Consider the following 26124-nt stretch of genomic DNA (forward strand, 5'->3'; position numbering starts at 1 on the left):
TCTCCCCTTTATTTAAAATCTTCCGTTTTTTCTAAATACATCTCGTTACCCTCTATTTTTAAGATGTACCAGTTTCTATCTTTTCTTATTTTTTCCCCTTCACTAAATATTTTTCTTTTTCCATTTTTAAATTTTAATATTATATAAACCTTTTCATTTATTTCAACTATATTTTTTTCTGTTACCATTTCCTTTTCATTATATGTATAAAAAATATTTTCCTTTTCAATATTTTTCATATTTTTTTCTTTAGGAGTATCATTAAGAATATACCCAGATATTTTCAAATTAAATTTTATATCACTTTCATTTTTTTGAAATTGAAATGGTGTATCTGTAAATGATATCAATTTTTCTAAATTTTCCATCTCCTTAATCCAATCAAATAGATTTCTTTCTTTTCCAGACAAAGAATAAGGAATATATATTTTTCCTTTTTTCTCTTTTCCTACAGTTCCAGTCTTTTCTATTCCTCCTATAGTTTCTATGGCTATTTTATTCTCTTTTGATTTTTCATATATAAAATCTTCCATTTCTCCAGAATTTTGAAATCCTTTTTTTAAAAGATTTTTCTCATATTTTTCATATTCAGTTTTTTCTTTTCTGTTTTCCTCATATTTTTTTTGATAAATTTTCTCTGTTTCTTTTAATTCCTTTTCTGATTTTTTTATTTTTATCTCTAAAGATATTTTTTGATTTTTCTGATTTTGAATTTCATTGTATGGTTCTATCACCAACTTATATGTCATCACAAGCCAGATACTGATAAAAATGAAAGCTATTACTTTTTCTTTCCATTCTGTAGATTGAAAATTATTTGTTATTTTCATTTTTTACCCCTATATCTATCTGGAACTCATATCCATTTTCCTGTTTTTTTATATAGTCATGATTTAAATAAAAGAACCTGTTATTTTTTAAAATATTTTTTTCAAACTCATATACTTCTTTCTCTTCCTGTACCTTTCCAATTATTTTTAACATATCTTTTCCATTATATTCTATTCCTTCAAAATTCATTTGTGATGGCTTACACTTTTTTAATTCTTCTAATACTTCATATATTTTAAATTTTCCAAAACTCACTTTCTCCATTAATTTACTTTTTTTCTCTTTAAAATTTTCAAAACTCTTTATTTCCTCTCTTTTCTTCTCTATTTTTACTTTAAAATTCCCTAAATTTTCTTCAAGTTTTTCTATATTTTTCATTTCACGATTTTTTATACTTGTTAAAAAGAAAAACAGTAAAAATTCTACAACTAAAATTCCTGACAGAATAATCATTCCAGATTTTATATTTTTTCTCTGTTCCATTCCTCTTCTATACTCTGCTGGAATAAAATCAAAATTCTTATTGAAAGTTATTTCAAAATTTTTCCAATTCTCTATCAATATTTCTTTTTGAGAAAGCTTGCTATTTTTTATAAGACTTTCCAGCTCCCTATCTTTTTCATAAATAGCTATTCTTTCTATATCATCAAAAATTTCTTCTTCAAAAGAAAACATTACTCTTTCTAAAAGCTCATTAAACTCTTCTTGTGAATTCAATATTTCATCTCTTTCTGTATCTGCAGTTACTATATCTTTCAGTATATTATTTTTAAATATTGCAGCTGTAGTTCTAGCTATTCCAATATCCAGAAAAATTTCATTTTCTTTATCATTATTTGAAAAATACTTTAAAAGAAAAACTGGTATTATTCCTTTAATTTCTATTTTTTTCTCTTTTACTCTATTTGTTATTTCATATATTTTTTCTCTTTTAATAAGTATTATGATGCTCTCTTCTATTCCATCTTTTTTCCCCAGAGAAATCTCTTTTTCTACATAGTCTAAAACTTCATAATTTATTATCCTATTTTCCAGTTGTTCCTCTATTTCATATTCTCTTTCTCTCTCTTCTAAACCTTCTTCCAATATTACTTTAATTACTTCAAAATATTCACTTTCTAGTACTAAAATACCTTTTTTTATATTCTTATTGTTTTCTATCTCCTTTAAAGAAAAAAGAATGTCATTTTCTCTTTTTAATAATTTATTGAACATTTTCTGATATCACAAACTCCTTTACATATTCAGTATTTGGTTTATCTATATCATCATTTTCAAATTCATATTCTATATTTATCACAGCAACAAATATTACTTCTAAATTAATTTCATCAGACTTAATTTTTTTCTCCATCCTTGCTGTAAATTTTCTTTTTTCTACAAAATGACTTTGAAGTTTATTTGATATTTTTTCATATATTTCTTCATTACTATTTGGATATATTATTTCAGAATTATTGTACAAAAATTTTTGCAGAGTATACCCTCCATAACTCATCTGAAGAACCTCATCTTTCTTTTTTAACCATACTCTTTTTTGGATACTGCTTCCAGCAAAAAAATCTATACTACTTTCATATTTTCCCTCATTTATATATCTATCTATTTTATATAGTTCATGGTATGCCAAAGTATGCAGAACCTCATTTTTTTCTTTAATTTTTAAACTATCCAGTCTGCTTATGAGCTTTTTCCCTCTAGTATGAGTCATTCTATATCCCACAAGAAAACTTCCCATTATAAAAGTTATTAAAAAGATTGTTATTAAAAGTAAAAAGGCCTTTCTATTCATATTTTTTTCCTATAAGTTCATAGCCTTTTAATATCTTTTCAACTCTTTCTTTTCCATTTCTCATTTGCAGATTTATTATTATTCCCTTCTCATCTTTTTCAAAATATCCATCTGTTTTTTCTAAAATATTTTCTATTCTCTCTACAAAAATATTTCCACCAAATAGGCTGCATTCTATAATTTCCAGACTTCCAGTATAAAATCTATAAATAATATATTTAGAAGAAACTATATCATCTTTGACATATGGAATCTCTAGAAATATTATATTTCCTCTTTTCACTTTTCTGTTGAAAAACTCTTCTCTCAATGGACTGTTGATATAACCAGAATGTTCAAATATTTCTTTTCCATTATTTAAATATTCTTTCCCCATATATTCCTTATTTCCAAAAGTACTTTCTCTTATATCTTTTTCTATAATTTCTATTATTCTTACACTATTTCTTGCTGTATTTCTTTCGCTTATAAAAAAACTCTCTGCTTTATTAATAATTTTCATAATAGGAAAAGAAAGAAGCATAAATATTCCCATTATTCCTATGGAAGCCATTGTTTCAATAAGAGTTATCCCTTTTATTTTTTTCCTGTACATTTTTCTCCTAATAATATTCATCATATTCTGATATTAATTTTTCCTTTTTAAATACCCTATTTTTACTATGAAATTCTATTTTTAAAATCAAAAACTTTTCTTCTTCAATTTTGCTATTAAATACTGCTTTATCTATTGAAAGTAATATTTTTTCACTCTCTTTATTCTCATACAAAAATTTTATATCATTAAAAATATAATGAATATCTTGATTTTCTTTCAATACATATTCATATTCTCCTAAATTTAAAGCTAAAAACTTATATCCTTTAGATATTATTTTTCTTTCTAATAAATGAAAATTTTTCTCACTTTGCTCTATTTCCATGTATTTTCTATTTGTCTTTAGTATTCCTCTATTGAGTTCCATAAGAGGAAGTATAGTTATTAAAAACAAACTCATAGATATAATTACTTCTATAAAAGAAAAAGCTTTACTTCTCATATTTTCCCTGCAAAGAAAATATAATAAAATGATATTAAAAGAAAAGGAGAAAAGGCAATTTCTCCTTTTACTGCTTTCTTTTTTATTATATATACTATTCCAAAAATAGCAGCTATAACAAAAGTTACAAGATAATAAATATATATTGTATAAAAATTACTATAACCAAGAATATATCCAACTCCCACCATAAGCTTTATATCTCCAAAACCTATAATTTCTTTTTTAGCAATATCTGAGCCATACCCGTAAAAAAAGAGCAGGGGAAGAGTGTAAACTCCTGCTCCTAATATTCCATTTTCTACTTCATATATATCCGTTCCTCTGTAACATATAGCTCCTATGAGAAAAATTATATTTAAACTATTGGGAATATAAAGTTTTTTTACATCTATCACTAATATCAAAAAAGAAACTGCAACAAGAAAAATTAAAATTATATTTTCCATATTCTTCTCCTCTTTAATACTCTATCCATTTATTTCCCTGAATATCATATACTTGATCTTCTGTTGGTGCAAACCAAATATATACTCCATCTCCCCTTTTAGCCATTTCATCATGTTGTGGACTTTTAAAAGTAAATCTCATTTCTCCACCAAAAGTTATTTTTGTATTCTTATCCTTATCTTTTCTACTCCCTCCAATCTGTATTTTTCCATCTTTTATTACAGCTTCTGCTTTAGGATCTAAGTAAGGCAATATATTCTTTATAGCCTTTTTATCTTCTTCTTCATCAGGTTCCACTACTGCAGTTGGTGCTTCTCCATTTTCTATATAATATAATTCTGCTGCTGTTCTCATAGCTCCCAGATATGAGATTGCTTTTGTATCTCTTCCTTTTGCTAATTGTATTCTCACTTTAGGTGTTACCAAACTTGATAATATTCCTACTAATGCTACAGCTATTATCAGTTCAATTAGTGTAAATCCTCCATTTTTCATTTGTTCTCCTCCAAGTTTTTATATTTTACTTAATTACATCTGACAAATTGAATATAGGAAGATAAATAGCTATTATTACATTTCCTAATATTAAACCCAATATGATTATCATCACTGGCTCTATTAAAATCAATATTTTCCCTATATAGTTTTCCAATTCCTCTTGACATAACTGAGAAATTTTATGAAACACATTTATTAACTCACCACTTTTTTCTCCTATTGCTGCCATCTTCTGATATTTACCTGTATATATTTCTATCTGTTTTAAAGATTCTGCTATTCCTTCTCCTGACATAATACTGAACTTCATATCTTCTATATCTTTTTTTACAACAACATTGTCACAACTTTCTATTATAACTTCCAGTACTTCTGCTATAGGCATTTCAGAATCCATCAACAATGCCATATTCTTAGAAAATCTTATTATCATATTTTTAATCATAATATTTTTATATATTGGTATTTTCATTACAAATTTATCGTACTCAAATCTACTTTTTAGATTATTTTTCATCTTTTTTCTCAAATAAATTATTATTATATATATACATATCATAGAAATAAGTATATAATGAATATTTTTACTTGTCCCCATTAACACCTTAGTAAGAAAAGGGAGTTTGGTTCCACTTTCATTGAACATTTCCACAAAATTAGGAAGTACATAAGTTATTAAAAATATTACCACTATCATAGAAAAAACTATTACTATACAAGGATAAAAAAGTGCTTCTATCATTTTTTTTCTTATTTTATTTTCTAATTCCAGATTGACAGAGATTCTCTCTAAATTTTCAATAATTTTTCCTGGTTTTTCTCCTAAATACAGCAAACTCACATAAAAGTTTCCAAAAATATTTCTATGTTTCTTAAAAGCATCTCCTATAGAATTTCCATTTAGTATATCCTTTCTTATTTCAAAAATAATTTCTCCAAATTTACTGTTTTCATATTGATTTTTTTGAATATCTAAAGCTTCTACTATACCTATCCTACTTTCCAGCATTATTTTTAATTCTCTAGTAAAAGATAATATATTCTCTTGTGATATTTTTTTAGTTTTCTTCAAAATATCAAATTGAATCAATATCATTCTTTTACTTTTTAGAAATTTTCTAAATTCCATTTCATTGGAGAATTCCTTTTTGCCTCTGCATTTTTTCCCTTTTAAATTATAAGCTGTATATCTATATTGTGGCATTTTCTCCCTCATTTAACATTGTCTTAGTATTTCATCTAAGGATGTCATTCCTATCCTTGCTTTTTCTATTCCATCTTCTATAAGTTTTTTCATTCCATTACTCAATGCTTCTTTTTCTATTTCCTGAGCTGAATTGCCTCTTTCTATCATTTCCTTCATCTTTTCATTTGGTTCAAATATTTCAAAAACTGCTGTTCTTCCTTTATAGCCACTATAATTACACCTTTCACAGCCCTTTCCTATATAGAAACTATCTTGATATTTTTCATATTCATAGCCTAAAAGCTGTATTTTAGTTTTCCATTCTTTATCTTTTTCTTGACAATGGGAACATAATTTTCGTACCAGTCTTTGCGATAATACAGCTATAATAGAAGCTGATATCATATATGGCTGTATTCCAATATTTAAAAGTCTGTTTATTCCTCCTATAGAATCATTTGTATGAATAGTCGAAAGTACAAGATGTCCTGTAATTGCAGCTTTTACTGCTATTTCAGCAGTTTCTTGATCTCTTATCTCTCCAACCATCAAAATATCTGGATCTTGTCTGAGATATGCTCTCAAAACAGAAGCAAAATTTCTTCCAATATCATTTTTACACTGTACTTGATTTATACCATCTATCTCATATTCTACTGGATCTTCTGCTGTTGATATATTAACTTCTCCTGTATTGAGTTTTTTAAGTAGAGCATAGAGAGTACTACTTTTTCCAGAACCTGTAGGTCCACTTACTAAAAAAATCCCATTTTTTCTTTTCAGCTGGAATAATAATCTCTCATAATTTGATTTTTCCATTCCTATTTTATCTATTTCAAGTTCTATTATCTCTCTATCCAATATTCTTATAACAGCTTTTTCTCCTTTTATCACTGGCATTATAGATACTCTACAGTCTATTTTTTTACCTCTTATTTCCAAATTGAATCTTCCATCTTGAGGCATTCTTCTCTCTGTAATATCTAAGTTTGATATTATTTTTAATCTTGAAATCATAGGAGATAACAGCTCTAGAGAAATTTTTTCTGCTTCAACTAATATTCCATCTATTCTATACCTTATTCTTATATAATCTTTATTTGGCTCGATATGAATATCGCTGGCTTCTCTTTCTACTCCCTGAATTATTATTGCATTAAGTCCTTTTACCACTATTGGACTTTCTGTTGAAAGAGATTTATATATATCTTCACTTTGAATTTTCTCATTTTTATTTCTTTTTTTCTGAAGTTCTTTAAATATATTTTCAATTTCTCTTATATTTCCATATTTATATATATTTTTAAATTTTTCTATTCCTATTAAAAAACTTTTTTTATCACAAAATAGGAATATTACCTTTAATTTAAACTTAATATATAAAATATCTAAAATATCTTTTTTCAAACCTTCAAAAAGTATCAGAACTATTCTTCCTTCATCCACATAACATGGAAAAAAATCATCTTTTATCATTTTATTTTCTAAAAAATATTGAATAACTTTATTTTTAAAAAATTTTTCACCTAAAATATAGTTTTCTTTTCTTATATCCTTTTCTTTTAAGATCTCTAAAGATATCTGATTTTTTTCAAACTTCATACTTTTAACTATATTTTTCATTTTTTCACATCTCTCTCAATATTTTAAATTTTTTAGACTCTATTTTATTTGACAACTGCACATAACTCATATACTCAGCACTTCCTATTCTAACTTTTACTTTTATAAGCTCCAATTTTTTCTGTTCTCCATACATCAATACAACACCTAGAAAAAATATTAATATAAATATTACCTTCATTTCTATTCTTTTTTCCACCCATCTTCTTCATAAGCAAATTTTTCATGATAAGATACTATGTCTTTATATTTTGCTTTTTTATTTTTTATATTTTTATATACATTTATTTTCATGAACTTTATCATATCAAATCCATAAAAAGATATTCTATATCTTGCTATATCATCATATCCAAAAATATATATGCTGAAAGATGGAGTTATATTTCCATCTCTTGTTATTTTCACTTCAAATTTTTCTACATTTTCTTTGTTATATACAGTAGCATATTTTAAAGAAGCAGGTAATTTTATTTTCTCTTTTTCTTTTAATATATTCTCATAGATTATTATTTTTTTTAAAATATAGTCAATTTTTATATTGTGTGCCTTTTCATTATCAAAAGCTTCTGCAGAATAATCAGTAAAAATATTAACTATCTTCTGCTTTGCTTCATCTACCTCTCTTTTTTCTTTTAAATTCCTATAATATATTATTCCTACATACATGAAACTTAATATTACAAGTGTTGAAACAACTATATTTAAATATGCATATCCTCTATTTTTATTCATTTTTTTCATCCTTATTTATATTATTAATAATAAAATATTTTATATAAATAAAATTTATGCTCAGTTATATACTAGATAATTATCTATTTTCCTCTATTTTTCTAAAAAGTAAAACATAAAACTAAACAATTAAAGCTTCAATAATAGCATAATATCGAAACAATTCCTTAAAAAAATAATTCTTTTTTATAAAAATTGTATTTTGATATAAATGTGTATATAATCTAAATATAAGAATAATTATGATTTTACAAACAGAGGGGGATATAAAATGAAAGAAAGAGTATTGAGCCAAAAAGCACTGGATATATTGCTTAAAAGTCAGGCAGATGAAGAAACTGACAGTTTAATTTATGATTTTATGTCAAGAAAAGAAAAAGATCCAAAAAATAAAAAGATTTTAGAAAAAATGGCTAATGATGAAAGAGATCATGCTAAAATGTGGAAAAGTTTTACTAAAAAAAATGTAAAACCCAATTTTAAACTTATTTACTGGTACAAATTTCTCACAGTAATTATGGGATTCACATTTGTATTAAAGCTTATTCAAAGTGATGAAACTAATGCCAGTTCTAAATATGCCGATATAATAGACGAAGTTCCTGAAGCTGAAAAAGCTTCTGAAGATGAACTAAGACATGAACATGAACTTATTGAGATGCTTGATGAAGAAAGACTTCAATATGTTGGTGCCATGGTACTTGGATTAAATGATGCTCTTGTAGAGCTCACAGGAACCATTGCAGGACTTTCATTTGCTCTTATGAATACCAGAATTGTTGCTCTTTCTGGTATCATTACTGGAATATCTGCAACTCTTTCTATGGCTGCCTCAAACTATCTTGCTGAAAGGGCTGAAAATAATCCAAATGCAATGAAATCAAGTGTTTATACAGGAGTAGCTTATCTTATCACTGTTGCTCTTCTTGTTCTTCCATATCTTATATTTCCAGAAGATATGTGGCTTGGTGCTCTAATTACAATGCTTGCTACTGTTATTTTTATTATTCTTTTCTTCAACTATTACATTTCAGTAGCTAAAGATCTGCCATTTATGAAAAGATTTTTAGAAATGGCTGGAATCAGTCTTTCTGTAGCTGCTATATCTTTTGTAATAGGTATATTAGTAAAAAAATTCTTAGGAATAGACCTTTAATTTAAAAAATTACTTTAAATATAAAAATATTTGATATAAAAGAAAAAAGACATTAAAGTGAAGAATGAATTATATTTCACAATTCCTTAATATCTTTTTTCTTTTTTTACTTTCTTCTATCCAATTTAGTTCTTAATCAACTAATTTTTTAAACTTTATATCAATGCTAAAAAATCCTATATAAATATTTTATAAAAATTTTTATTTCTAAAAAAATAACTCAAATAATATACACCATTAAAAAATATTTCTATATTCAAATTATTTTTTATTGAAAATAATCCAATTTGATGATATCATAGACAATATTAATGTCATCAAAGGAGGAATTAGATTTTATGAAAAAAGGCATTTTTAAACTTATTCTTGGAATAACTGTAATTTCTAGCTTATTAAGTGGATGTGGTTCTGATAAAGATACCTCTGCTGTTACTAAAAATGTAACTACAGAACCTGCAAAAAAAGAGGAGCTGACATTTGTAAACTATCGTGATATCCGTGATCTAAACCCTCATCTTTATGCTGGGGAAATGTATGCTCAAGAGATGCTTTATGAAACTCTTGTAAATATTACAGAAAAAGGATATGAACCTTGTCTTGCTGAAAGCTGGACTATCAGTGAAGATGGAAAAACTTATACATTTAATATTAGAAAAGGAGTCACATTCTCTGATGGAACTTTATGTGATGCAAAAGCTATAAAAGCTAATTTTGATGCAATTATTGAAAATAAAAGCAGACATACATGGCTTGAAATGATGCAGCTTTTAGAAAGTGTAGACCTTATAGATGATTATACTATTCAAATAAAAATGAGTAAGCCTTATTACCCTATGCTTACTGAACTTGGAGTTACAAGACCTTTTGCTATGATCTCTCCAAAGGCTATGAAAGATGGTTCTACCAAAAATGGTGTAAACGCATATATTGGAACTGGAGCATATATTTTAAAAGATTTTGTTACTGATGAATATGCAGTATTTGAAGCAAATGAAAATTACTGGGGAAAAGTTCCAGAAATTAAAAAAATTATTGTTAAAGTTATCCCAGATAATCAGACACGTATTCTTGCTTTGGAAAAAGGTGAGATTGATCTTATATTTGGTAAAAATATGATAGATGCTGATGCTATAAATAAATATAAGAGTAGTGAAAAATTTAATATAGCTCTTTCAGAACCTACTTCTACAAGACAGATTGTATTAAATACTTCAAATGGAATTTTAAAAGATAAAAGTGTTAGACATGCTCTTCAATATGCTACTAACAAACAAGCTATTTCTGATGGTGTTTTCTATGGGTTGGAAAAACCTGCTGATACACTTTTCTCTAAAACTATTCCATACAGCAACATAGATTTAAAACCTTATAAATTCAGTATGGAAAAAGCTGCTGAAACTTTAGATCAAGCTGGATGGCTTAAAAATGACAAAGGTATCCGTGAAAAAAATGGTCAAAAATTACAGCTTTCTCTTCTTTATAACAGTGATAGTGTAACTGAAAAAATAATCTCTGAATATTTACAGTCAGAATACAAAAAAATAGGTGTAGAAATATCTATTGCTGGAGAAGAAGAACAATCTTATCGTGATAAAATGAAAACTGGTAATTTTGATATGGTATTTAATATCTGCTGGGGTACTCCATATGACCCTCAATCTTCTCTTGCTGCTATGCGTCAGCCTGTCTATGGAGATTATGCTGCTCAATTAGGACTGGAAGATAAGAAAGAAATTGATGAAGCTATAACAAAAATACTTGTATCTACTGATGAAAAAGAAAGACAGGAGCTATATACTTTTGTTCTTACAAGACTTCATGAAGATGCAGTGTATATCCCGCTTACTTATGAATGTAACAAAGCTATATATAACTCTGCTTTAAAAGGAGTCAACTTCACACAAACTCAATATGAAGTACCTTTTGCAGATATGTATTTTGAAAAATAAATTTTAATGCTGAAAAGAGATGAGTAATTCCTTCTCTTTTCAGCTTTTAATATTTTTTAGGAGGAAATATTTTGAAGAACTATATATTAAAACGTATTCTTATGAGTATCCCTCTTCTCCTGTGTATATCTTTTGTCTGTTTTGTTTTCATTAATCTTATTCCCTCAGACCCTGCTGAAGTAGCTCTTAGGGTAAGACAAACTCCTATCATCACAGAAGAAGCTATAATGCAGGTAAGAGAAGAATTAGGACTCAATGACCCTTTTCTTTTGAGATATATTAAATGGCTTTTTCAATGTATAAAACTTGACTTTGGAGTAAGCTATACAAACCCCGCACGTACTGTACTTGGGGAGATTGGAAGATGTCTTCCAGCCACTTTAAAACTCGCTGGAATGTCACTTTTCTTTGTAGTAACTCTAAGTTTACCAATAGGATTTTTTTGTGCAGTATACAAAGATTCTCTTTTTGATCGTATAATGAGAGGAATAATTTTTATGACTACTGCTATGCCTGCTTACTGGATTGGATTACTTTTAATATGGCTGATCAGCATAAAACTTGATCTGCTTCCTACAAGTGGCGGAGGAGGATTAAAATATCTTATCCTACCTTCTTTTACTGTTTCTCTTACATATATTTCTACTTATATAAGGCTCATCAGAAACAATATGCTTGAAAATATGAAAGAAGATTATGTTCTTTATGCAAATGTAAGAGGTCTGAAACAAAAAGATATTCTTAGAAAACATATATTAAAAAATTCTCTTCATACTTGTATAGTTGCTATTGGTATGAGTATTCCTCAGCTTATAGCAGGGACTATTGTTGTAGAAAATGTATTTGCATGGCCTGGTATTGGAAAATTATGTATAGCTTCTATTTTTAATAGAGATTATCCTGTAATTCAGGCTTATGTTCTTATGGTTGGAACGCTCTTTGTAGCTTTCAATCTTATATTTGATATAATTCAATATGTATCTGACCCTAGACTTAGAAAGGAAGTGTATTAAATGTTTAAGAAACTTTTAAAAAATAAAACAGCTGTTTTCTGTATGGCACTTATACTTCTTCTTTCTGTCATGGGAATATTTGCTCCTTTGTTTGCTCCTAATGACCCCTATGAAAATGATATAATGAATAAATTTGCATCTTATTCATTACAATATCCATTGGGAACTGATCAGCTTGGAAGATGTGTTTTTTCAAGAATGATCTATGGAATAAGACCTACTCTTTTCCTTTCACTTGTAACTATGCTGGGAACTATTGGACTGGGAACTCTTATGGGACTTCTGGCTGGGTATTTTAAAGGAACTATAGACGAAATCATAATGAGAATTGTAGATATGATGCTCTCTTTCCCAAGTCAGATTATGATACTTGCTGTTGTGGCTCTTCTAGGGGTAGATATAAGAAATGTCATCATTGCAAATATATTTATAAAATGGGCATGGTATGCACGTATGATAAGAACAAATGTGGTAAAATATACTGATAAAAATTTTGTTCTCTTCTCAAGATGTATTGGTTCTGGAGAAAGATTTATTCTGATAAGACATATGATTCCTTGCATAGCTTCTGAAATGGCTGTGCTGGCTACTCTTGATATTGGATGGGCTGTACTTAATATTTCTACACTGTCATTTCTAGGACTTGGGGTACAGGCTCCTGTCCCTGAATGGGGGGCTATGCTTAACGAAGCTAAAAATGTTATGACAACTAACCCTATTCAGATGATAGCCCCTGGTATTGCAGTAGTTATTCTTGTAGCTTCTTTCAATCTTCTTGGAGATTGTCTGAGAGATGCTTTTGATCCAAAGGAGGCACAAATATGAGAACATTACTGAAAGTGGAAAACTTATCTGTTGAAGCAAGAGCTAATAAATCATCTATAAAACTCGTTGATAACATCTCTTTTTCTTTAAAGGAAGGAGAGTGTCTTGGGATACTTGGAGAATCTGGAAGTGGTAAAAGTATGACTTGTAAAGCAATCATGGGACTTCTTGATAAAAATTTTCACATTGAAGGTTCTGCTGTTTATGAAGATAGTGATCTTCTTAAAAAAAATAGTGAAGAAATGAGAAAATTAAGAGGAAAAGAAATCGCAATGGTTTTACAAAACCCTATGACTTGTTTTGACCCTTTATACCCTATTGGTTATCAAATGGCTGAAACATTTGCAGAGCATCTTAATCTCTCACAAGAAGAAATAAGAAAAAAATCAATTGAAATATTAAAACTCATGCAGTTAAAAGATCCAGAAGATATTCTTCATAAATATCCTCATCAATTGAGTGGAGGAATGCTTCAAAGAATAATGATTGGACTGGCTCTGGCTATGGAACCCAAACTTCTCATAGCTGACGAACCAACAACTGCTATAGATGCTGTTACACAATATGAAATAATGAAAGAATTTATAAAAATAAAAGAAAAATATAAAGTAGCAATAATATTCATCTCTCATGATTTAGGTGTCATTTCAAAAATTGCTGATAATGTTATTATTATGAGTAAAGGAAAAGCTGTTGCTCAAGGAGAGAAAAATTATATATTCTCCTTTGAAAAAGAAGAATATACAAAAATGCTCATAGAGAAAAAAATGGCTGTTATGAATAGATACAGAGAAATACTCCATAATGGAAGGAGGAAGACATATGTTGCTGGAAGCTAAGAATATATTTGTTAGTTTTAAAAAAGAAAATCAAACTTCTTTTTTTGGAAAAGAGAAACAGGAAGTTGTAAAAGGGGTTTCAATTTCTTTGAAAAAAGGTGAGTGTTTAGGTATAATAGGAGAAAGCGGAAGTGGAAAGAGCACTTTTGGAAAAGTATTGATAGGTCTTTTAACTCCTGATAAAGGAGATGTTTTTATCAATGGAATAACTCTTTATGGAAAATCTTCCAGAGAGGAAAAAAGAAAAGTAAAACCATCTATTAGTGTTGTATTTCAAGATTATACTTCTTCTGCAAATCCCAGATTTCGTGTAAAGGATATCATTGGGGAATCTTTGAGAATTATAGAAAAAAGAGAAAGTATAAGAGTAGATAGAGAAAAAAAAACAGAAGAGCTATTAGAATTAGTTGGACTCAATAAAAATTTCATGGATAGATATCCTCATGAATTAAGTGGAGGGCAGCTGCAAAGAGTATGTATAGCCAGAGCTGTTGCTACAAACCCAGAAATTATTCTTCTTGATGAAGCTATTAGCTCTCTGGATGCCTCTACTCAAACACAGGTTATGGATCTTTTGAAAAATCTGCAGAAAGAGTTTGGGTTTTCATATATTTTTATAACTCATGATCTTCCTTCAGTGACATATATGTGTGACAGAGTTATATTTTTCTATGATGGAAAAATAGTAGAACAGGTTGATGATATTTATATGCTGTCTGAAGTAAAAAGTTCATATGCTGCAAAACTTTTACATTCTATTTTAGAAATTGATCTACAAAATGAGGAGCAGATAGATTATGCAAAACAACAATCTTACTCATAAAATATATCTTAATATCATGATTCCTTTTATGCTCTCAACTGTGACACAACCTTTATTGGGAGCCGCTGATATAGCAGTAGTAGGAAGGCTTGGAGATGAAAAATATATTGCTGGGATATCTATTGGAACTCTCATTTTCAATACAATATACTGGATATTTGGTTTTTTAAGAGTAAGTACTACAGGGTTTAGTGCTCAAAGTATAAAAAATTCTGATATTCAAAAAACCTCAGATACTTTTTTCAGACCTCTTTTTATAGCTATTTTTATCAGTATATTATTCATAATATTTCAGAACTCTATATTTAATTTCTCTATGGAGCTCATAATTCCTGATATAGAAATAAAAAAAGCTGCAAGTGAATACTTTTTTATACTTATATGGGGAGCTCCCTTTGTCCTAATTAATTATGTCATTCTTGGATGGCTAATGGGACAGGGAAATATAAAAGGTTCTCTTACTATGCAGATAAGCAGCAATCTTCTAAATATAATTTTAGATGTGATTTTAGTTGTAATCTTTAAGCAGAAAATCGCTGGAGTAGCATATGCTACACTTATATCTCAGATAGTTTCTACTTTAATTGGGCTATATTATCTGCTTCCTTATGGTTATACTAAAAATTTATGTTTAAAAAACATTTTCAAAAAGAAAGAATTAATCTCTATCATGTGTGTAAATAAAGACCTTATGCTGAGAACAGTGTGCCTTGTTGTACATAATAATCTTTTTACAGCTGCAAGCTCTTCTCTTGGAGTAACAATTCTCTCTGCTAATGCTGTTCTTTTTCAGGTACTTTCAGTTATTTCATACTTGCTAGATGGAATAGCCAATACTTCCAGTGTTTTTGCTGGAAGGGCAGCAGGAGAAAAGAATAATATCCTTATGAAAAATACATGGAAGAAAACATTTCAATGGGGATTGATAATGGCAGGAATACTTACAATTATATATTTAATCTTATATCCAAGAATAATAGGAATATTTACAGATATAACTACTATAATTCATACAGCTGAAAGATATGCTTACTGGATAGCTCTCTATCCTATTTTAGCTTTTATCGGACTGACTTTCTATGGAATTTTTACTGGTTCATCTGTTACTGCTCCAATTCTTTATTCTACAGCTGGAGCTTTAGCTGGATTCCTTCTCTCATGGAAATATGTAATTCCAATTTTAAATAATGATGGTATTTGGATATCTCTGCTTCTATTTTATTTTTTAAGAAGCATACTGCTGATACCATTTCTCAAAAAAACTTTAAATTAAAAAGGAGATGATTATGAGTTTTGTTTTAGGCAATATAAAATGTGAAAATGGAAAAAAAGAAAAGGGATACTGGAACATAGAAAAAACTAGATATCATATTCCTATTACAGTTATCTGTGGGAAAAAAGAAGGAAAAACTATAGTAATTTCTTCTGGAGTACATAGTTGTGAGTATGTTGGTATACAAGCTGCCATTGAAATAGCTCAGGAACTTTCTCCAGAGAATATTTCAGGAACAGTTGTTATTCTTCACCCAGTAAACTATACAGGATTTTTTAAAAGACTTCCTGCTGTTATGCCTGAAGATAATAAAAATCTCAACAGAGTTTTTCCAGGGGATAAAGATGGAACTCTTTCTGAAAAAATAGCATATAATTTTTCAAAAAATCTTTATCCTAATATAGACTTTTTCCTTGATCTACATGGAGGAGATGTACAGGAAAATGTTACTCCTTTTGTATATTTTGCTGGTTCAGCTGCTGAAGATGTGAAAAAAATATCAATAGAAGCTGCCAAATCTCTCACTGTCCCTTACAGGGTAAAATCTTCCTCTGTTACTGGAGTATATAGTTCTGCTGCTATACAGGGAGTTCCATCTCTTCTTGTAGAAAGAGGAGGAAGAGGTCTTTGGAACAGAGAAGAAGTTGAAGCATATAAAAAAGATATAAGAAGTCTTTTAAATCACTTCAATGTTTTAAAAAGTGATTCTGATATCCCGAATTTACTACAAGTTGAAATTGATAACTCTAAATATCTTGAATCTAAGCATAATGGATTCTGGTATCCAGCTTTTCAAGCAGGAGATACATTTAAAAAAGGAACATTTCTTGGAGAAATAAAAGATTGTTTTGGAAATATTCTTGAAACTTACAAAGCTGAATTTAATGGAATTATTCTTTATGAAACAATATCTCTAGCAATAGCCATTGATGATCCTCTCATTGCTTATGGAGAAATATAATACTTTTAATTATCAGCTTTGAGAAGATTTGACTTTTTTTTTCTGAGTTATGCTATATTTAATAAGTTATAAATCATTTCTTCTACGATTTAAATGGTTTACAGTAATATCACTACAGACATCAAGGGGGAAAATATGAATTTTTTTACAATTATTTTAGTTATTCTTTTCGTAATTTTAGGAAATCTTTTCATTGTTTTCATGAATACTCGTATAGTTATGAAAGGAAAAAGGACTAAATGCTTAGAAAAACTTTCAAAAGAAAAAGGTTACAATTTTACTAAAAGATGGGATTGTAATTATGCTACAATAGCTATTGATGAAGAGAAAAAAATAATAGCACTTTTGGAACCTGCTTTCTTAGATTTTAAAGCACTTGAAATAAATGGGGCTGATATTTCATCTAAAAAAGTAATTATCAATTCTCTTATTCCAGGTTTAGCAACTGGAGTAGAAGTTTTTTTAACTTTAAGAAATGGGGAAGAATATAATTTAGAAACACTTACATTGAAAAAAGTTCTATTTGGAACTTTTAAATTTCATCCTGTTGTAACTAATGCTGTTAAAAATGCTGAAGAAATACAACAAATTATAAATTTATTTTAATAATTTTATATTTGTATTTTAACTTTTTTAATTGTGTCTAAACAACCATAATAACATTTTATGGTTGTTTTTTATTTTTTCCTAAATTTTATTTTATTTCTATATTTCTATTTTTTTTCTCTTCTTCATTATATAAAACTCTAAACTGTTTCTTTAGAATATATTTTTTTATTCCAAAAGATAATTTTTAATGTTATAATCTTAATATAACAACACATTTTATTTACTTTTACTATTTTTTAGAAAATAAATTTAATATTATCTGAAAGAATTATACATTCAAATTGATTTTTTGTATGTCATATCTAGATTTAGAAAGGAGGGAAAAGTTTTTAATATTTTATAGATCCATAAAATCTAAAAAATAAGTTTATTTCTGGGAGGAAAGAGATATGAAAAAAATGCTCACAGTATTTCTTTTTCTATCTTGTTTAACAACTGCACTTTATTCACAAGAAGTAAGTGAAAAAGAAGGAAGAAAAGTTCTTGAACAAATAAGAAAAGAAATTCAGGCAGAGGAAAGGGCTAAACAAAAAGCTATTGAAGATGCTGAGAAAGCAAAAGCAGAAGAAGAAAAAGCTAGAATAGCTGCTGAAAAGGCTGAAGAAAAAAAGGGAAAAAAAATACTTGAAGATATCAGAAGAGATATGAATGAATCTCTTGAAGAAAAAGTATTCAGAAGTGAAAACACTCCAGAAGCTAGAATAACAGCAGCAGTAGGAGCTTTTGAAATTGGAAAGGAAAGAATGGCTTTCCTAAAGATGGAAGAAGAGGAAATTGTGAAACTAGAAGAGGTTTTGGGGATGGAGCCTGATGAAAACAGAGTATTTTTAAGTCAAAAATTTGATGAAGTATATGACCAGTTTAACTCAAACAATAATGAGATTGAACTTCTTTTACTTGAAAATGAAAAGCTTAATGAATACTTGAGCAGATTAGATAAAATGGAACAGATTATTGCTAATTAAAATTAAGTAGCTTATTATTTAATTAAATAATATGAAATCACTAAAGGAGGGCAAAATTTATGGTTGAAAAAAAGAAAAGAGGCCGCCCTTTAGGAAGTGGAGTAAAAAATTACTGTGCTCTAGGATGCCGCTTTACTGAAAATGAATATTTGATGATTCAACAAAGTTTGAAAAAATTAAAAGAAGAATATGGATCAAATAATAAAATATTAATTAATCTTTTTAAAAAATATGGAAAAACTTTAGAAGAAAAAAATGATAAAAATAAGATAAAACTATAATAACTTGGAGGAAAATAGTGATGATAAAATTAACAAAAAAAGAACTGGAAGCTTTAGGAGAAAATAAGGATGCTGTAGCTCAGCTTCTAGTAAGAAAAGCTATTCTTGCAGAAATGGAAAAGAAAGAATACACAGAAGAGGAAAAAAAATATCTTGAGGAAATGAAACTTAATATGGAGATTGAATTCTATCTAAATTCAGTAGCTCAAAAAACAGTTCAAATATATGATTATGAACTATTAGAAGTATATAAAAATAATACTGAAATATTGAAGGATAAAAATACTGTAGAAGTATACCCACAGCTTCAGCAGGCATTATTCAATCAGAAATTAGGAGAAGAAAAAGTAAAAGTCATAAATGAACTAGTTGAAAAATATAAAATAAATGATGTATTAAAAGAATATGTAAAAATAGATGAACCTATTGAAAAAGATGAAAATAAAAAATAAAATAAGAGGGAACCAGAATTCTGGTTCCCTCTTTAACATTTATATATTTGTTTAATCATTCATTTTAATTAGTTAGCTGGTGTAGTAGGTATTTCTACTCCTGATACTTCTGCAATAGCTTTTGCCCATTCTTGAGCCTCTTTTATAGCATCTTGATCCCCTTTAGTTGCTTTTTCAGAAAGTTTTTTCATAATCTCTTCATACTCTTTTATAGCTTTTGAATCACTACTCATAACTTTTTTTGATAAAGCAACCTTATCACTATATGAGTAGTTGTCTTTTGCACCTCCACAAGCTGCAAGCAGTCCTATCATCAAAGCTCCTATTACAATTTTTTTCATTTTAAAATCCTCCTTAAGATATGTATTGGTTTTTATACTAATTAATTTTAGCACAAACCCTGTTTTACATACAACCAAGCAAGCTTCTCATTATGGCAACTGACAGGTGCTTTTATAAATTTTTTATTTTATTTTTCAATATTGATAGATAAAAATTTATTAATATTTCTATTGTTTCACTATAAAAAAACAATATTTAAATATTTTTTCTATTAAAAAGAAAAAATTATCAAAATTCTTTAATAAATTTTTTTAAATTTTATTTTTATGCTTTTTTAATAAAAAAAAGACACACAACTGTATGTCTTGTATTTTTTAATTAATGGCGGGAGTGACGAGGGTCGAACTCGCGACCTCCTGCGTGACAGGCAGGCGCTCTAACCAACTGAGCTACACCCCCAAGGTGTATATGGTGGTCACAATAGGACTTGAACCTATGACCCCCTGCTTGTAAGGCAGGTGCTCTCCCAACTGAGCTATGCGACCATATTAGAATTTTTAAATGGTGCCCAGAGGCGGAATCGAACCACCGACACGGGGATTTTCAGTCCCCTGCTCTACCGACTGAGCTATCTGGGCAAACATTTGAAATACTGGCGGAAGGTCAGAGATTCGAACTCTGAAGTCTTGCGACGCCGGTTTTCAAGACCGGTTCCTTACCAGTTAGGGTAACCTTCCATAGTGGTACCCCGTAGGGGAATCGAACCCCTGTTGCCAGAGTGAAAATCTGATGTCCTTACCACTGAACGAACGGGGCAAAAAAAATGGTGGATCCAGCTGGAGTTGAACCAGCGACCACTCGGTTATGAGCCGAGTGCTCTAACCAACTGAGCTATGGATCCACAATTAGTTAAAACATGGCGTGTCTGAAGGGATTCGAACCCCTGGCCCACGCCTTAGAAGGGCGTTGCTCTATCCAGCTGAGCTACAGACACATAAATGGTGCGTCATACAGGATTTGAACCTGTGGCAACACGATTAAAAGTCGTGTGCTCTACCAGCTGAGCTAATGACGCATCTTTGGAGCGGGAAACGAGGGTCGAACTCGCGACATTCAGCTTGGAAGGCTGACGCTCTACCAACTGAGCTATTCCCGCATATAATATTAAATTGTTTTGGTGGCGGGGGCAAGATTTGAACTTACGACCTTCGGGTTATGAGCCCGACGAGCTACCAGACTGCTCTACCCCGCAACATAATGGTGCCTAGAGCCGGAATCGAACCGGCACGGTACTAAGTACCACGGGATTTTAAGTCCCGTGCGTCTACCTGTTCCGCCATCCAGGCAATCTTCAACTTATTTTGATAACTCTCACGATTTATCTCTTTCCGTCGAGGACATTTATTATATTATCATAACTAACAAATTATGTCAATAACTTTTTTTATTTTTTTCAAAAAAAATTTTTTATTTTATAATTATTCCTAAATCTCTTAATATCAATGTTTTAAAACCATTGATTTTATTGAGCTCACGCTCCTTTTGATCCTTTGTCATTTTTTTTATATAATATTCAATTTTTGAAGCTTCACTTCTCCCATCACATTTAAAGAATGTTTCTATTTTTAAAACTCCTTTTGATTTTGTATATTTTGCCCCTGTTCCTTGTTCATGTTCTTTATATCTCCTTCCTATGTCAGTAGTTATTCCAGTATATAGGGAATTATCTCTGCACCTTATTATATATACATAATATTCCATTTATTTTCACCTTCTAAAATATATATTATCTTCATTATATTCTAAAATAAAAAAAATTTTGAGTACTTTTTATTTTAATATAATCTTTTTTATTCAATAATGTATTAAATCCAAAAATATAACCCTATATATAATTTAAATATAATGTATAATTGACTTTTATCTTAAAAAATAATAATATCTAATTAGATATTTTTTTATAAAGGAGGGAAGTGTGGATAATTTTAATAGAAAAAGAATGAAAAAAATAAAAATCTTATCAGGAATTCTGATAGGTTTTATTGCTATATCCTTTATTGGCTATGTTATTCATGAAAGAGAAAATGTTTTCACTGGAATTTTAAAAATCATCACATCTCCAGCTGTTCTTATTACAGATTTCCTTGTAATAGGAGGTATTGGAGCTTCATTTGTGAATGCTTTCCTGATATTTTTATTTAATTTCACCATTATCAAAATGCTGAAAATTGAAATAAATGGATTGATAATAGCTTCTTTTTTCACTGTCTTTGGATTTTCATTTTTTGGTAAAAATATCTTAAACATTCTGCCTTTCTATCTTGGAGGGATTCTCTACAGTCTTTATGAACACATAGATTTTAAAGAAATATTTATTACTATATCTTTTGCTAGTGCTCTTGCCCCATTTGTAAGTGAAGTTGCTTTTAGAGTAGACACTACTGACACTTCATATCTTAATGCCATTGCTCTGGGAATATTAATAGGATTTATTGTTACACCCCTTGCTAAAAAAATGGCTTCTTTTCATGAAGGATTTAACTTGTATAATCTGGGATTTACTGGTGGTATACTTGGTGCTGTAATCACTTCCATTCTGAAGCTGTATAAGTTCCAAATAACCCCTCAGAGAATAATTTCAGTAGAATATGACCTTGCACTTAAACTAATCTGTTCTGGAGTATTTATGAGCCTTATAATTATAGGATATTTTATCAATGGAAGCTCCTTTGCAGGTTATAAAAAACTTTTAGAAGACACAGGATTAAAAGCAGATTATATTCAACGTTATGGTTTTGGTCTTACATATATCAATATGGGGATAATGGGATTTGTTGCAATGGGATTTGTTGTTTTACTTGGAGAAACTTTCAACGGACCTCTTTTAGCTGGAATTCTTACCATAGTAGGATTCTCTGCCTATGGAAAACATTTTCTCAATACCATTCCAATTTTGCTTGGAGTATATCTTGCAAAATTTGGAAGCAATACTGATACATTTACTGTTGCTCTTTCTGGTCTTTTTGGTACATCCCTTGCTCCTATATCAGGAGTATATGGAACTTTCTGGGGTATAGTTGCTGGATGGCTTCATCTTGCAGTGGTACAAAGTATAGGAACTGTCCATGGAGGTCTTAATCTGTATAACAATGGGTTCTCCGCTGGTATAGTTGCTGGATTTCTCCTTCCTGTAATGGATATGATTAAAAATCATAAAGATAAAGAAAGATTAAAATACCTGAAAAGAAAAAAACAGCTTTATGAAGCAATAAATTTAGAAAGAAAAAAGTTTGAAGAATTTAACAAAGAAGAATAATAAAAAATATTCATAGCCAAAATTAAAGAAGGGGATAAAATGAAGTTAGAAAAATTAGAAGATTTAAAATTTCTTAAAGTTGCTATTGAAAAACATCCAACTACTGGAATACAATTAGAATATCTGGATAAACCTAATGCTATTGCTGCTTTACTATTAAATGCAGTTGGAGATAAAGTCCTCCTTGTAAAACAGTATAGACCTGGATTTCAAGGATATATGTACGAAATTCCTGCTGGAATAATGGAAGATGGAGAAGATCCTGTGTACACTCTTGAAAGAGAAATAGAAGAAGAAACTGGGTATCTAAAGAATGATTATAATATTATCTACAGTCCTAAAAAACCTTTGATTCTTTCTCCAGGGTATACAAGCGAATCTTTATATATCTATATCATTCAGCTAAAAGATGACTCTATCATGCCACAAAACTTGAAATTAGACATTGGAGAAGACTTAATCGATACTTGGTTCCCCTTAAGTGAAATTGAAGAAATTACAAGTGATTTTAAAACTATATTTACTATTCATCTTTATAAAAATATTAAAAATTCTTAAAAATAAAGGTGTTGTTGTAAATTCAAAATAGTTCAATTATCAAAAAAGCTGATTTAAAGATTTTCTATGATATAATTTTTTGATATGATAATTTTAAATAAAAAAATTATTTATTATTTGTTTAAAAACAAAGAAATTTTATATTTAAAGGTCTTACATCAGTTTTTTCCCTTTAGCACCAAATTTATAACTATATCAATAAAATCAATGGCTACTCACTAGGATAACTTTTTTATTACTACTAATTATCAATTAATGTTATATGATGTTTTAAAAGTTTCTTTGAAAATATTTTGTTCTAATATGGTGTGGTCTATCTAAACTTGAATAAATATTTATATCCATAAAAAAGGCGCTCTCAAAATGAGAGTGCCCTTGATATAACTCAAATTATAAAATATATTAAAAACATATAAAAAAATTTAAACTAAATATTTTTATCATAAAAAGTTAAAGCTTACAAAAAAAGTTCATACTCTCTTTTTATTTATTCTTATATTTGTTATATGGACTTATAATGTACAATAAATTATCCTATTATATTTTCTAATCTTCCTATTTCAGGAATTTCACAAACTACTATGTCTCCCTTTTTCATAAATTTCTGTGGCTTTAATCCCAGTCCTACTCCTGATGGTGTTCCTGTGATTACTATATCCCCTGCTTCTAATGTTATTCCTGATGATATTTCTGAAATTATTTCTCCTATATTTGACAAAAATAATTTTGTATTAGATGTTTGTCTTATTTCTCCATTTACATAACTTCTTATATCTACTTCTACTGGAAATGGAAGTGATGATTTATGTAATATTACTGGCCCCATACTCGAAAAACTATCTAAGCTCTTTCCTCTATACCATTGTACATGGCTTCCTTGAAGTTCTCTTGCTGAAATGTCATTAAATACTGAATATCCAAATATATACTCTTCAACCTTTTCTTTGGGAATATCTGTTCCTCTTTTTCCTATGACTACTGCCAATTCTACTTCATAATCTAATTTTTCATCTAAATCCATTCTACTTTTTACAGTATCTCCTGGTCCTATTATCTCTATTGCCCTTTTTGAAAAATACACTGTCTTTTGTGGCACAGAAAAATTTTTATCAAAATTCTTTTGTGTTTCTTCTAAGTGATCTCTATAGTTAACTCCAACACATACAATATCATGAATAGGTTTTTTTATTGGTGAACACAATTTTACTTCTTTTGTATAGTAACCTTTATATTTTTTATTTGATTCTGTTTCTTTTAATTTTTTTAGTTCTTCTTCTGTTATCTCTTCTATTAAGTTTATCATAGATGTAAACTCTCTCCCAAGAATTTTAGCTATTTCTAAAATTTCAGTTTCAGTTTTATTAAAAATTCCTAGTTTTTCAACTTCACCTATTTGAAATCTAATAAATTTCATTGCTCTGTCACCTTCCTTTACTTTTCTATTTTCAATAATATGACCTTTTCATTTGATAACCATCATATTAATTTTTTATAAAATTTTCTTCTAAATATATTTGCATATTCTGTTAATTGCTATATCTGAAAATCCAAAAATTTCAGCTTTTGTTTTCTTTCCATTACAAATTTTTATAATTTCATTGAAAAGATTATTACTTGCTTCTTCAATAGAAATTTTTCCAAGAATTACATCACTTACATCTATGTCCATGTTGTCAAACATTTTATTAAACGTTTCTTTATTACCAGTAATTTTTACAACTGGGGCTAAAGCATGCCCTGTTGGTGTTCCTCTTCCTGTTGTAAATGCTATTATTTGAGCTCCCCCTGCTACCATTGCACTGACAGAAGCTATATCATAACCTGGTGTGTCCATAACTATAGCTCCCTTTTTGCTTGGTAATTTTGCATAATCAATAACTTCAACTATAGGTCTTGTTCCACCTTTATATATACATCCTAGTGATTTTTCTTCAATAGTTGATAATCCTCCTTCTTTATTTCCTGGAGTTGGTTGTCCTGTTCTTAAATCTTGATTTGCTCTAGCTAAATGTTCTTCTAAATCTTTACAAATTTGAATAATTTTTTGTTGAACTTCTTTGTTTTCTCCACGTCTTGCTAAAATATGTTCAGCTCCTATAAATTCTGTTGTTTCACTCATTATTGAACTTCCACCATTATCAATAATAAAATCACTCAATTTTCCAACTACTGGATTAGTAGCTAATCCAGAAGTACTATCTGAACCTCCACATTCAATCCCTAAAATTAACTCAGATATTGGAAACTCTTCTAAAGTTACCATTGACGCTTCTTCAACCATTTTTCTTGTAATTTTTATAGCTTTATTAATTGTATTTACAGTTCCACCCTCTTCTTGAATAATTAGTACTTCAAGTGGTTTATTTGTTTTTGATAAAATAATTTCTTTCATACTTTCTGCTGAATTACTTTCACACCCTAAACCTATAAGAACTGTTCCATAAACATTTGGATTAGCTGCAAAACCAGATAGCACTTCTTGAGTTATTTCTTCATTACCTTTGACTTCTGCACATCCATCTTGATTAATTATATTTACAGCTCCTTTTATTTGTTGTGCTATAATTCTACAAGTTTCGCTCGCACATGAACAAGTTGGTAATATTAAAACTTTATTTCTTATCCCTATTTTTCCATCTGGTCTTTTATAACCTTTAAATTTCATAA

At 28.7% G+C, this 26124-nt stretch carries 29 protein-coding genes and 11 tRNA genes; 14 read left to right on the forward strand and 26 right to left on the reverse strand.

Annotated elements, in window-relative coordinates:
- Nucleotides 1–8: 8 nt before the first annotated feature.
- Genes E0E45_RS12975 through E0E45_RS13025 form a run of 11 tightly spaced genes read right to left on the reverse strand, consistent with a single transcriptional unit; the run spans nucleotide 9 to nucleotide 8155 of the window.
- On the reverse strand, nucleotides 9–830 hold the full coding sequence (locus E0E45_RS12975) for a hypothetical protein (RefSeq protein ID WP_232044121.1): 822 nt from the start codon (nucleotides 828–830) through the stop codon (nucleotides 9–11).
- Nucleotides 814–2046: a hypothetical protein gene (locus E0E45_RS12980; RefSeq protein ID WP_130891565.1), complete on the reverse strand. Its 1233-nt coding sequence runs from the start codon at nucleotides 2044–2046 to the stop codon at nucleotides 814–816. The genes E0E45_RS12975 and E0E45_RS12980 overlap by 17 nt, the downstream gene beginning before the upstream one ends.
- Nucleotides 2036–2623 (reverse strand): hypothetical protein, encoded by a 588-nt coding sequence (locus tag E0E45_RS12985; protein ID WP_130891566.1) that lies wholly within the window; start codon nucleotides 2621–2623, stop codon nucleotides 2036–2038. The genes E0E45_RS12980 and E0E45_RS12985 overlap by 11 nt, the downstream gene beginning before the upstream one ends.
- Nucleotides 2616–3218: a type II secretion system protein gene (locus E0E45_RS12990; protein WP_130891567.1), complete on the reverse strand. Its 603-nt coding sequence runs from the start codon at nucleotides 3216–3218 to the stop codon at nucleotides 2616–2618. Before E0E45_RS12990 ends, E0E45_RS12985 begins: the two co-directional genes overlap by 8 nt.
- Before the next feature lie 7 nt (nucleotides 3219–3225).
- Nucleotides 3226–3663, reverse strand: a complete 438-nt coding sequence (locus E0E45_RS12995) for a type IV pilus modification PilV family protein (RefSeq protein ID WP_130891568.1) — start codon at nucleotides 3661–3663, stop codon at nucleotides 3226–3228.
- A complete protein-coding gene (locus E0E45_RS13000; RefSeq protein ID WP_130891569.1) occupies nucleotides 3660–4112 on the reverse strand; it encodes an A24 family peptidase in 453 nt (150 codons plus the stop codon). The genes E0E45_RS12995 and E0E45_RS13000 overlap by 4 nt, the downstream gene beginning before the upstream one ends.
- A 13-nt stretch (nucleotides 4113–4125) precedes the next feature.
- Nucleotides 4126–4608, reverse strand: coding sequence for a type II secretion system protein (locus E0E45_RS13005; RefSeq protein WP_130891570.1), 483 nt, complete (start codon nucleotides 4606–4608; stop codon nucleotides 4126–4128).
- A 25-nt stretch (nucleotides 4609–4633) separates the two neighbouring features.
- The gene (locus E0E45_RS13010) at nucleotides 4634–5815 is read right to left on the reverse strand and encodes a type II secretion system F family protein (protein ID WP_130891571.1); all 1182 of its coding nucleotides are present in this window, start codon (nucleotides 5813–5815) and stop codon (nucleotides 4634–4636) included.
- Nucleotides 5816–5827: 12 nt separating this feature from the next.
- Complete coding sequence (locus tag E0E45_RS13015; protein WP_130891572.1) at nucleotides 5828–7420, reverse strand: GspE/PulE family protein; 1593 nt, start codon at nucleotides 7418–7420, stop codon at nucleotides 5828–5830.
- 4 nt (nucleotides 7421–7424) lie between these two features.
- Complete coding sequence (locus E0E45_RS13020; RefSeq protein ID WP_172604195.1) at nucleotides 7425–7601, reverse strand: hypothetical protein; 177 nt, start codon at nucleotides 7599–7601, stop codon at nucleotides 7425–7427.
- Nucleotides 7602–7603: 2 nt separating this feature from the next.
- Entirely contained in the window at nucleotides 7604–8155 is a 552-nt protein-coding gene (locus E0E45_RS13025; protein WP_130891574.1) for a hypothetical protein, read from the reverse strand.
- Between the two features lie 271 nt (nucleotides 8156–8426).
- Here E0E45_RS13025 and E0E45_RS13030 point away from each other — a divergent pair, with 271 nt between their 5' ends.
- The 12 genes from E0E45_RS13030 (at nucleotide 8427) to E0E45_RS13085 (ending at nucleotide 19301) form a co-directional block, all read left to right on the forward strand.
- A complete protein-coding gene (locus E0E45_RS13030) occupies nucleotides 8427–9311 on the forward strand; it encodes a VIT1/CCC1 transporter family protein (RefSeq protein WP_130891575.1) in 885 nt (294 codons plus the stop codon).
- A gap of 338 nt (nucleotides 9312–9649) precedes the next feature.
- Complete coding sequence (gene nikA / locus E0E45_RS13035; protein WP_130891576.1) at nucleotides 9650–11260, forward strand: nickel ABC transporter substrate-binding protein; 1611 nt, start codon at nucleotides 9650–9652, stop codon at nucleotides 11258–11260.
- A 71-nt stretch (nucleotides 11261–11331) separates the two neighbouring features.
- A complete protein-coding gene (gene opp1B, locus E0E45_RS13040; protein ID WP_130891577.1) occupies nucleotides 11332–12273 on the forward strand; it encodes a nickel/cobalt ABC transporter permease in 942 nt (313 codons plus the stop codon).
- A complete protein-coding gene (opp1C, locus tag E0E45_RS13045; RefSeq protein ID WP_130891578.1) occupies nucleotides 12274–13098 on the forward strand; it encodes a nickel/cobalt ABC transporter permease in 825 nt (274 codons plus the stop codon).
- A complete protein-coding gene (locus tag E0E45_RS13050) occupies nucleotides 13095–13937 on the forward strand; it encodes an ABC transporter ATP-binding protein (protein ID WP_130891579.1) in 843 nt (280 codons plus the stop codon). Before opp1C ends, E0E45_RS13050 begins: the two co-directional genes overlap by 4 nt.
- Complete coding sequence (locus tag E0E45_RS13055) at nucleotides 13921–14760, forward strand: ABC transporter ATP-binding protein (protein WP_130891580.1); 840 nt, start codon at nucleotides 13921–13923, stop codon at nucleotides 14758–14760. The genes E0E45_RS13050 and E0E45_RS13055 overlap by 17 nt, the downstream gene beginning before the upstream one ends.
- Complete coding sequence (locus E0E45_RS13060; RefSeq protein ID WP_130891581.1) at nucleotides 14735–16033, forward strand: MATE family efflux transporter; 1299 nt, start codon at nucleotides 14735–14737, stop codon at nucleotides 16031–16033. The genes E0E45_RS13055 and E0E45_RS13060 overlap by 26 nt, the downstream gene beginning before the upstream one ends.
- A gap of 13 nt (nucleotides 16034–16046) precedes the next feature.
- On the forward strand, nucleotides 16047–16994 hold the full coding sequence (locus E0E45_RS13065) for a M14 family metallopeptidase (RefSeq protein WP_130891582.1): 948 nt from the start codon (nucleotides 16047–16049) through the stop codon (nucleotides 16992–16994).
- A gap of 135 nt (nucleotides 16995–17129) precedes the next feature.
- Nucleotides 17130–17600 (forward strand): hypothetical protein, encoded by a 471-nt coding sequence (locus tag E0E45_RS13070; RefSeq protein WP_130891583.1) that lies wholly within the window; start codon nucleotides 17130–17132, stop codon nucleotides 17598–17600.
- A 392-nt stretch (nucleotides 17601–17992) separates the two neighbouring features.
- On the forward strand, nucleotides 17993–18568 hold the full coding sequence (locus E0E45_RS13075; RefSeq protein ID WP_130891584.1) for a hypothetical protein: 576 nt from the start codon (nucleotides 17993–17995) through the stop codon (nucleotides 18566–18568).
- 59 nt (nucleotides 18569–18627) lie between these two features.
- A complete protein-coding gene (locus E0E45_RS13080; protein WP_130891585.1) occupies nucleotides 18628–18849 on the forward strand; it encodes a hypothetical protein in 222 nt (73 codons plus the stop codon).
- A gap of 20 nt (nucleotides 18850–18869) precedes the next feature.
- Complete coding sequence (locus tag E0E45_RS13085) at nucleotides 18870–19301, forward strand: hypothetical protein (RefSeq protein WP_172604196.1); 432 nt, start codon at nucleotides 18870–18872, stop codon at nucleotides 19299–19301.
- Nucleotides 19302–19369: 68 nt separating this feature from the next.
- On the opposite strand, the gene E0E45_RS13090 is transcribed toward E0E45_RS13085, so the two are convergent.
- The 13 genes from E0E45_RS13090 to E0E45_RS13150 all read right to left on the reverse strand — a co-directional run bounded on the left by E0E45_RS13090 (nucleotide 19370) and on the right by E0E45_RS13150 (nucleotide 21344).
- A complete protein-coding gene (locus E0E45_RS13090) occupies nucleotides 19370–19642 on the reverse strand; it encodes a hypothetical protein (RefSeq protein ID WP_130891587.1) in 273 nt (90 codons plus the stop codon).
- Nucleotides 19643–19965: 323 nt separating this feature from the next.
- A tRNA-Asp gene (locus tag E0E45_RS13095) sits at nucleotides 19966–20042 on the reverse strand.
- Between the two features lie 10 nt (nucleotides 20043–20052).
- Nucleotides 20053–20128 (reverse strand) — tRNA-Val (locus E0E45_RS13100).
- A gap of 17 nt (nucleotides 20129–20145) precedes the next feature.
- A tRNA-Phe gene (locus tag E0E45_RS13105) sits at nucleotides 20146–20221 on the reverse strand.
- A 15-nt stretch (nucleotides 20222–20236) separates the two neighbouring features.
- Nucleotides 20237–20320 (reverse strand) — tRNA-Ser (locus E0E45_RS13110).
- A gap of 4 nt (nucleotides 20321–20324) precedes the next feature.
- A tRNA-Glu gene (locus E0E45_RS13115) sits at nucleotides 20325–20399 on the reverse strand.
- 8 nt (nucleotides 20400–20407) lie between these two features.
- Nucleotides 20408–20484 (reverse strand) — tRNA-Ile (locus E0E45_RS13120).
- 16 nt (nucleotides 20485–20500) lie between these two features.
- Nucleotides 20501–20577, reverse strand: a tRNA-Arg gene (locus tag E0E45_RS13125).
- 5 nt (nucleotides 20578–20582) lie between these two features.
- Nucleotides 20583–20658 (reverse strand) — tRNA-Lys (locus E0E45_RS13130).
- Between the two features lie 5 nt (nucleotides 20659–20663).
- A tRNA-Gly gene (locus E0E45_RS13135) sits at nucleotides 20664–20739 on the reverse strand.
- Nucleotides 20740–20758: 19 nt separating this feature from the next.
- Nucleotides 20759–20835: transfer RNA gene (locus tag E0E45_RS13140), tRNA-Met, on the reverse strand.
- A 6-nt stretch (nucleotides 20836–20841) separates the two neighbouring features.
- Nucleotides 20842–20929, reverse strand: a tRNA-Leu gene (locus E0E45_RS13145).
- 121 nt (nucleotides 20930–21050) lie between these two features.
- Entirely contained in the window at nucleotides 21051–21344 is a 294-nt protein-coding gene (locus E0E45_RS13150) for a GIY-YIG nuclease family protein (RefSeq protein ID WP_130891588.1), read from the reverse strand.
- A gap of 214 nt (nucleotides 21345–21558) precedes the next feature.
- Here E0E45_RS13150 and E0E45_RS13155 point away from each other — a divergent pair, with 214 nt between their 5' ends.
- Both E0E45_RS13155 and E0E45_RS13160 read left to right on the forward strand, forming a co-directional pair.
- Nucleotides 21559–22899, forward strand: a complete 1341-nt coding sequence (locus E0E45_RS13155) for a DUF1576 domain-containing protein (RefSeq protein ID WP_130891589.1) — start codon at nucleotides 21559–21561, stop codon at nucleotides 22897–22899.
- A gap of 39 nt (nucleotides 22900–22938) precedes the next feature.
- Nucleotides 22939–23457, forward strand: a complete 519-nt coding sequence (locus tag E0E45_RS13160) for an NUDIX hydrolase (RefSeq protein ID WP_130891590.1) — start codon at nucleotides 22939–22941, stop codon at nucleotides 23455–23457.
- A gap of 529 nt (nucleotides 23458–23986) precedes the next feature.
- On the opposite strand, the gene E0E45_RS13165 is transcribed toward E0E45_RS13160, so the two are convergent.
- Together E0E45_RS13165 and E0E45_RS13170 are read right to left on the reverse strand one after the other, a co-directional pair.
- Complete coding sequence (locus tag E0E45_RS13165) at nucleotides 23987–24871, reverse strand: fumarylacetoacetate hydrolase family protein (RefSeq protein ID WP_130891591.1); 885 nt, start codon at nucleotides 24869–24871, stop codon at nucleotides 23987–23989.
- 90 nt (nucleotides 24872–24961) lie between these two features.
- Nucleotides 24962–26122, reverse strand: coding sequence for a UxaA family hydrolase (locus E0E45_RS13170; protein WP_130891592.1), 1161 nt, complete (start codon nucleotides 26120–26122; stop codon nucleotides 24962–24964).
- Nucleotides 26123–26124: the final 2 nt, after the last annotated feature.

This window comes from Fusobacterium ulcerans ATCC 49185 (genome assembly GCF_900683735.1).
In the GTDB taxonomy this organism is placed as follows: Bacteria; Fusobacteriota; Fusobacteriia; order Fusobacteriales; family Fusobacteriaceae; genus Fusobacterium_A; species Fusobacterium_A ulcerans_A.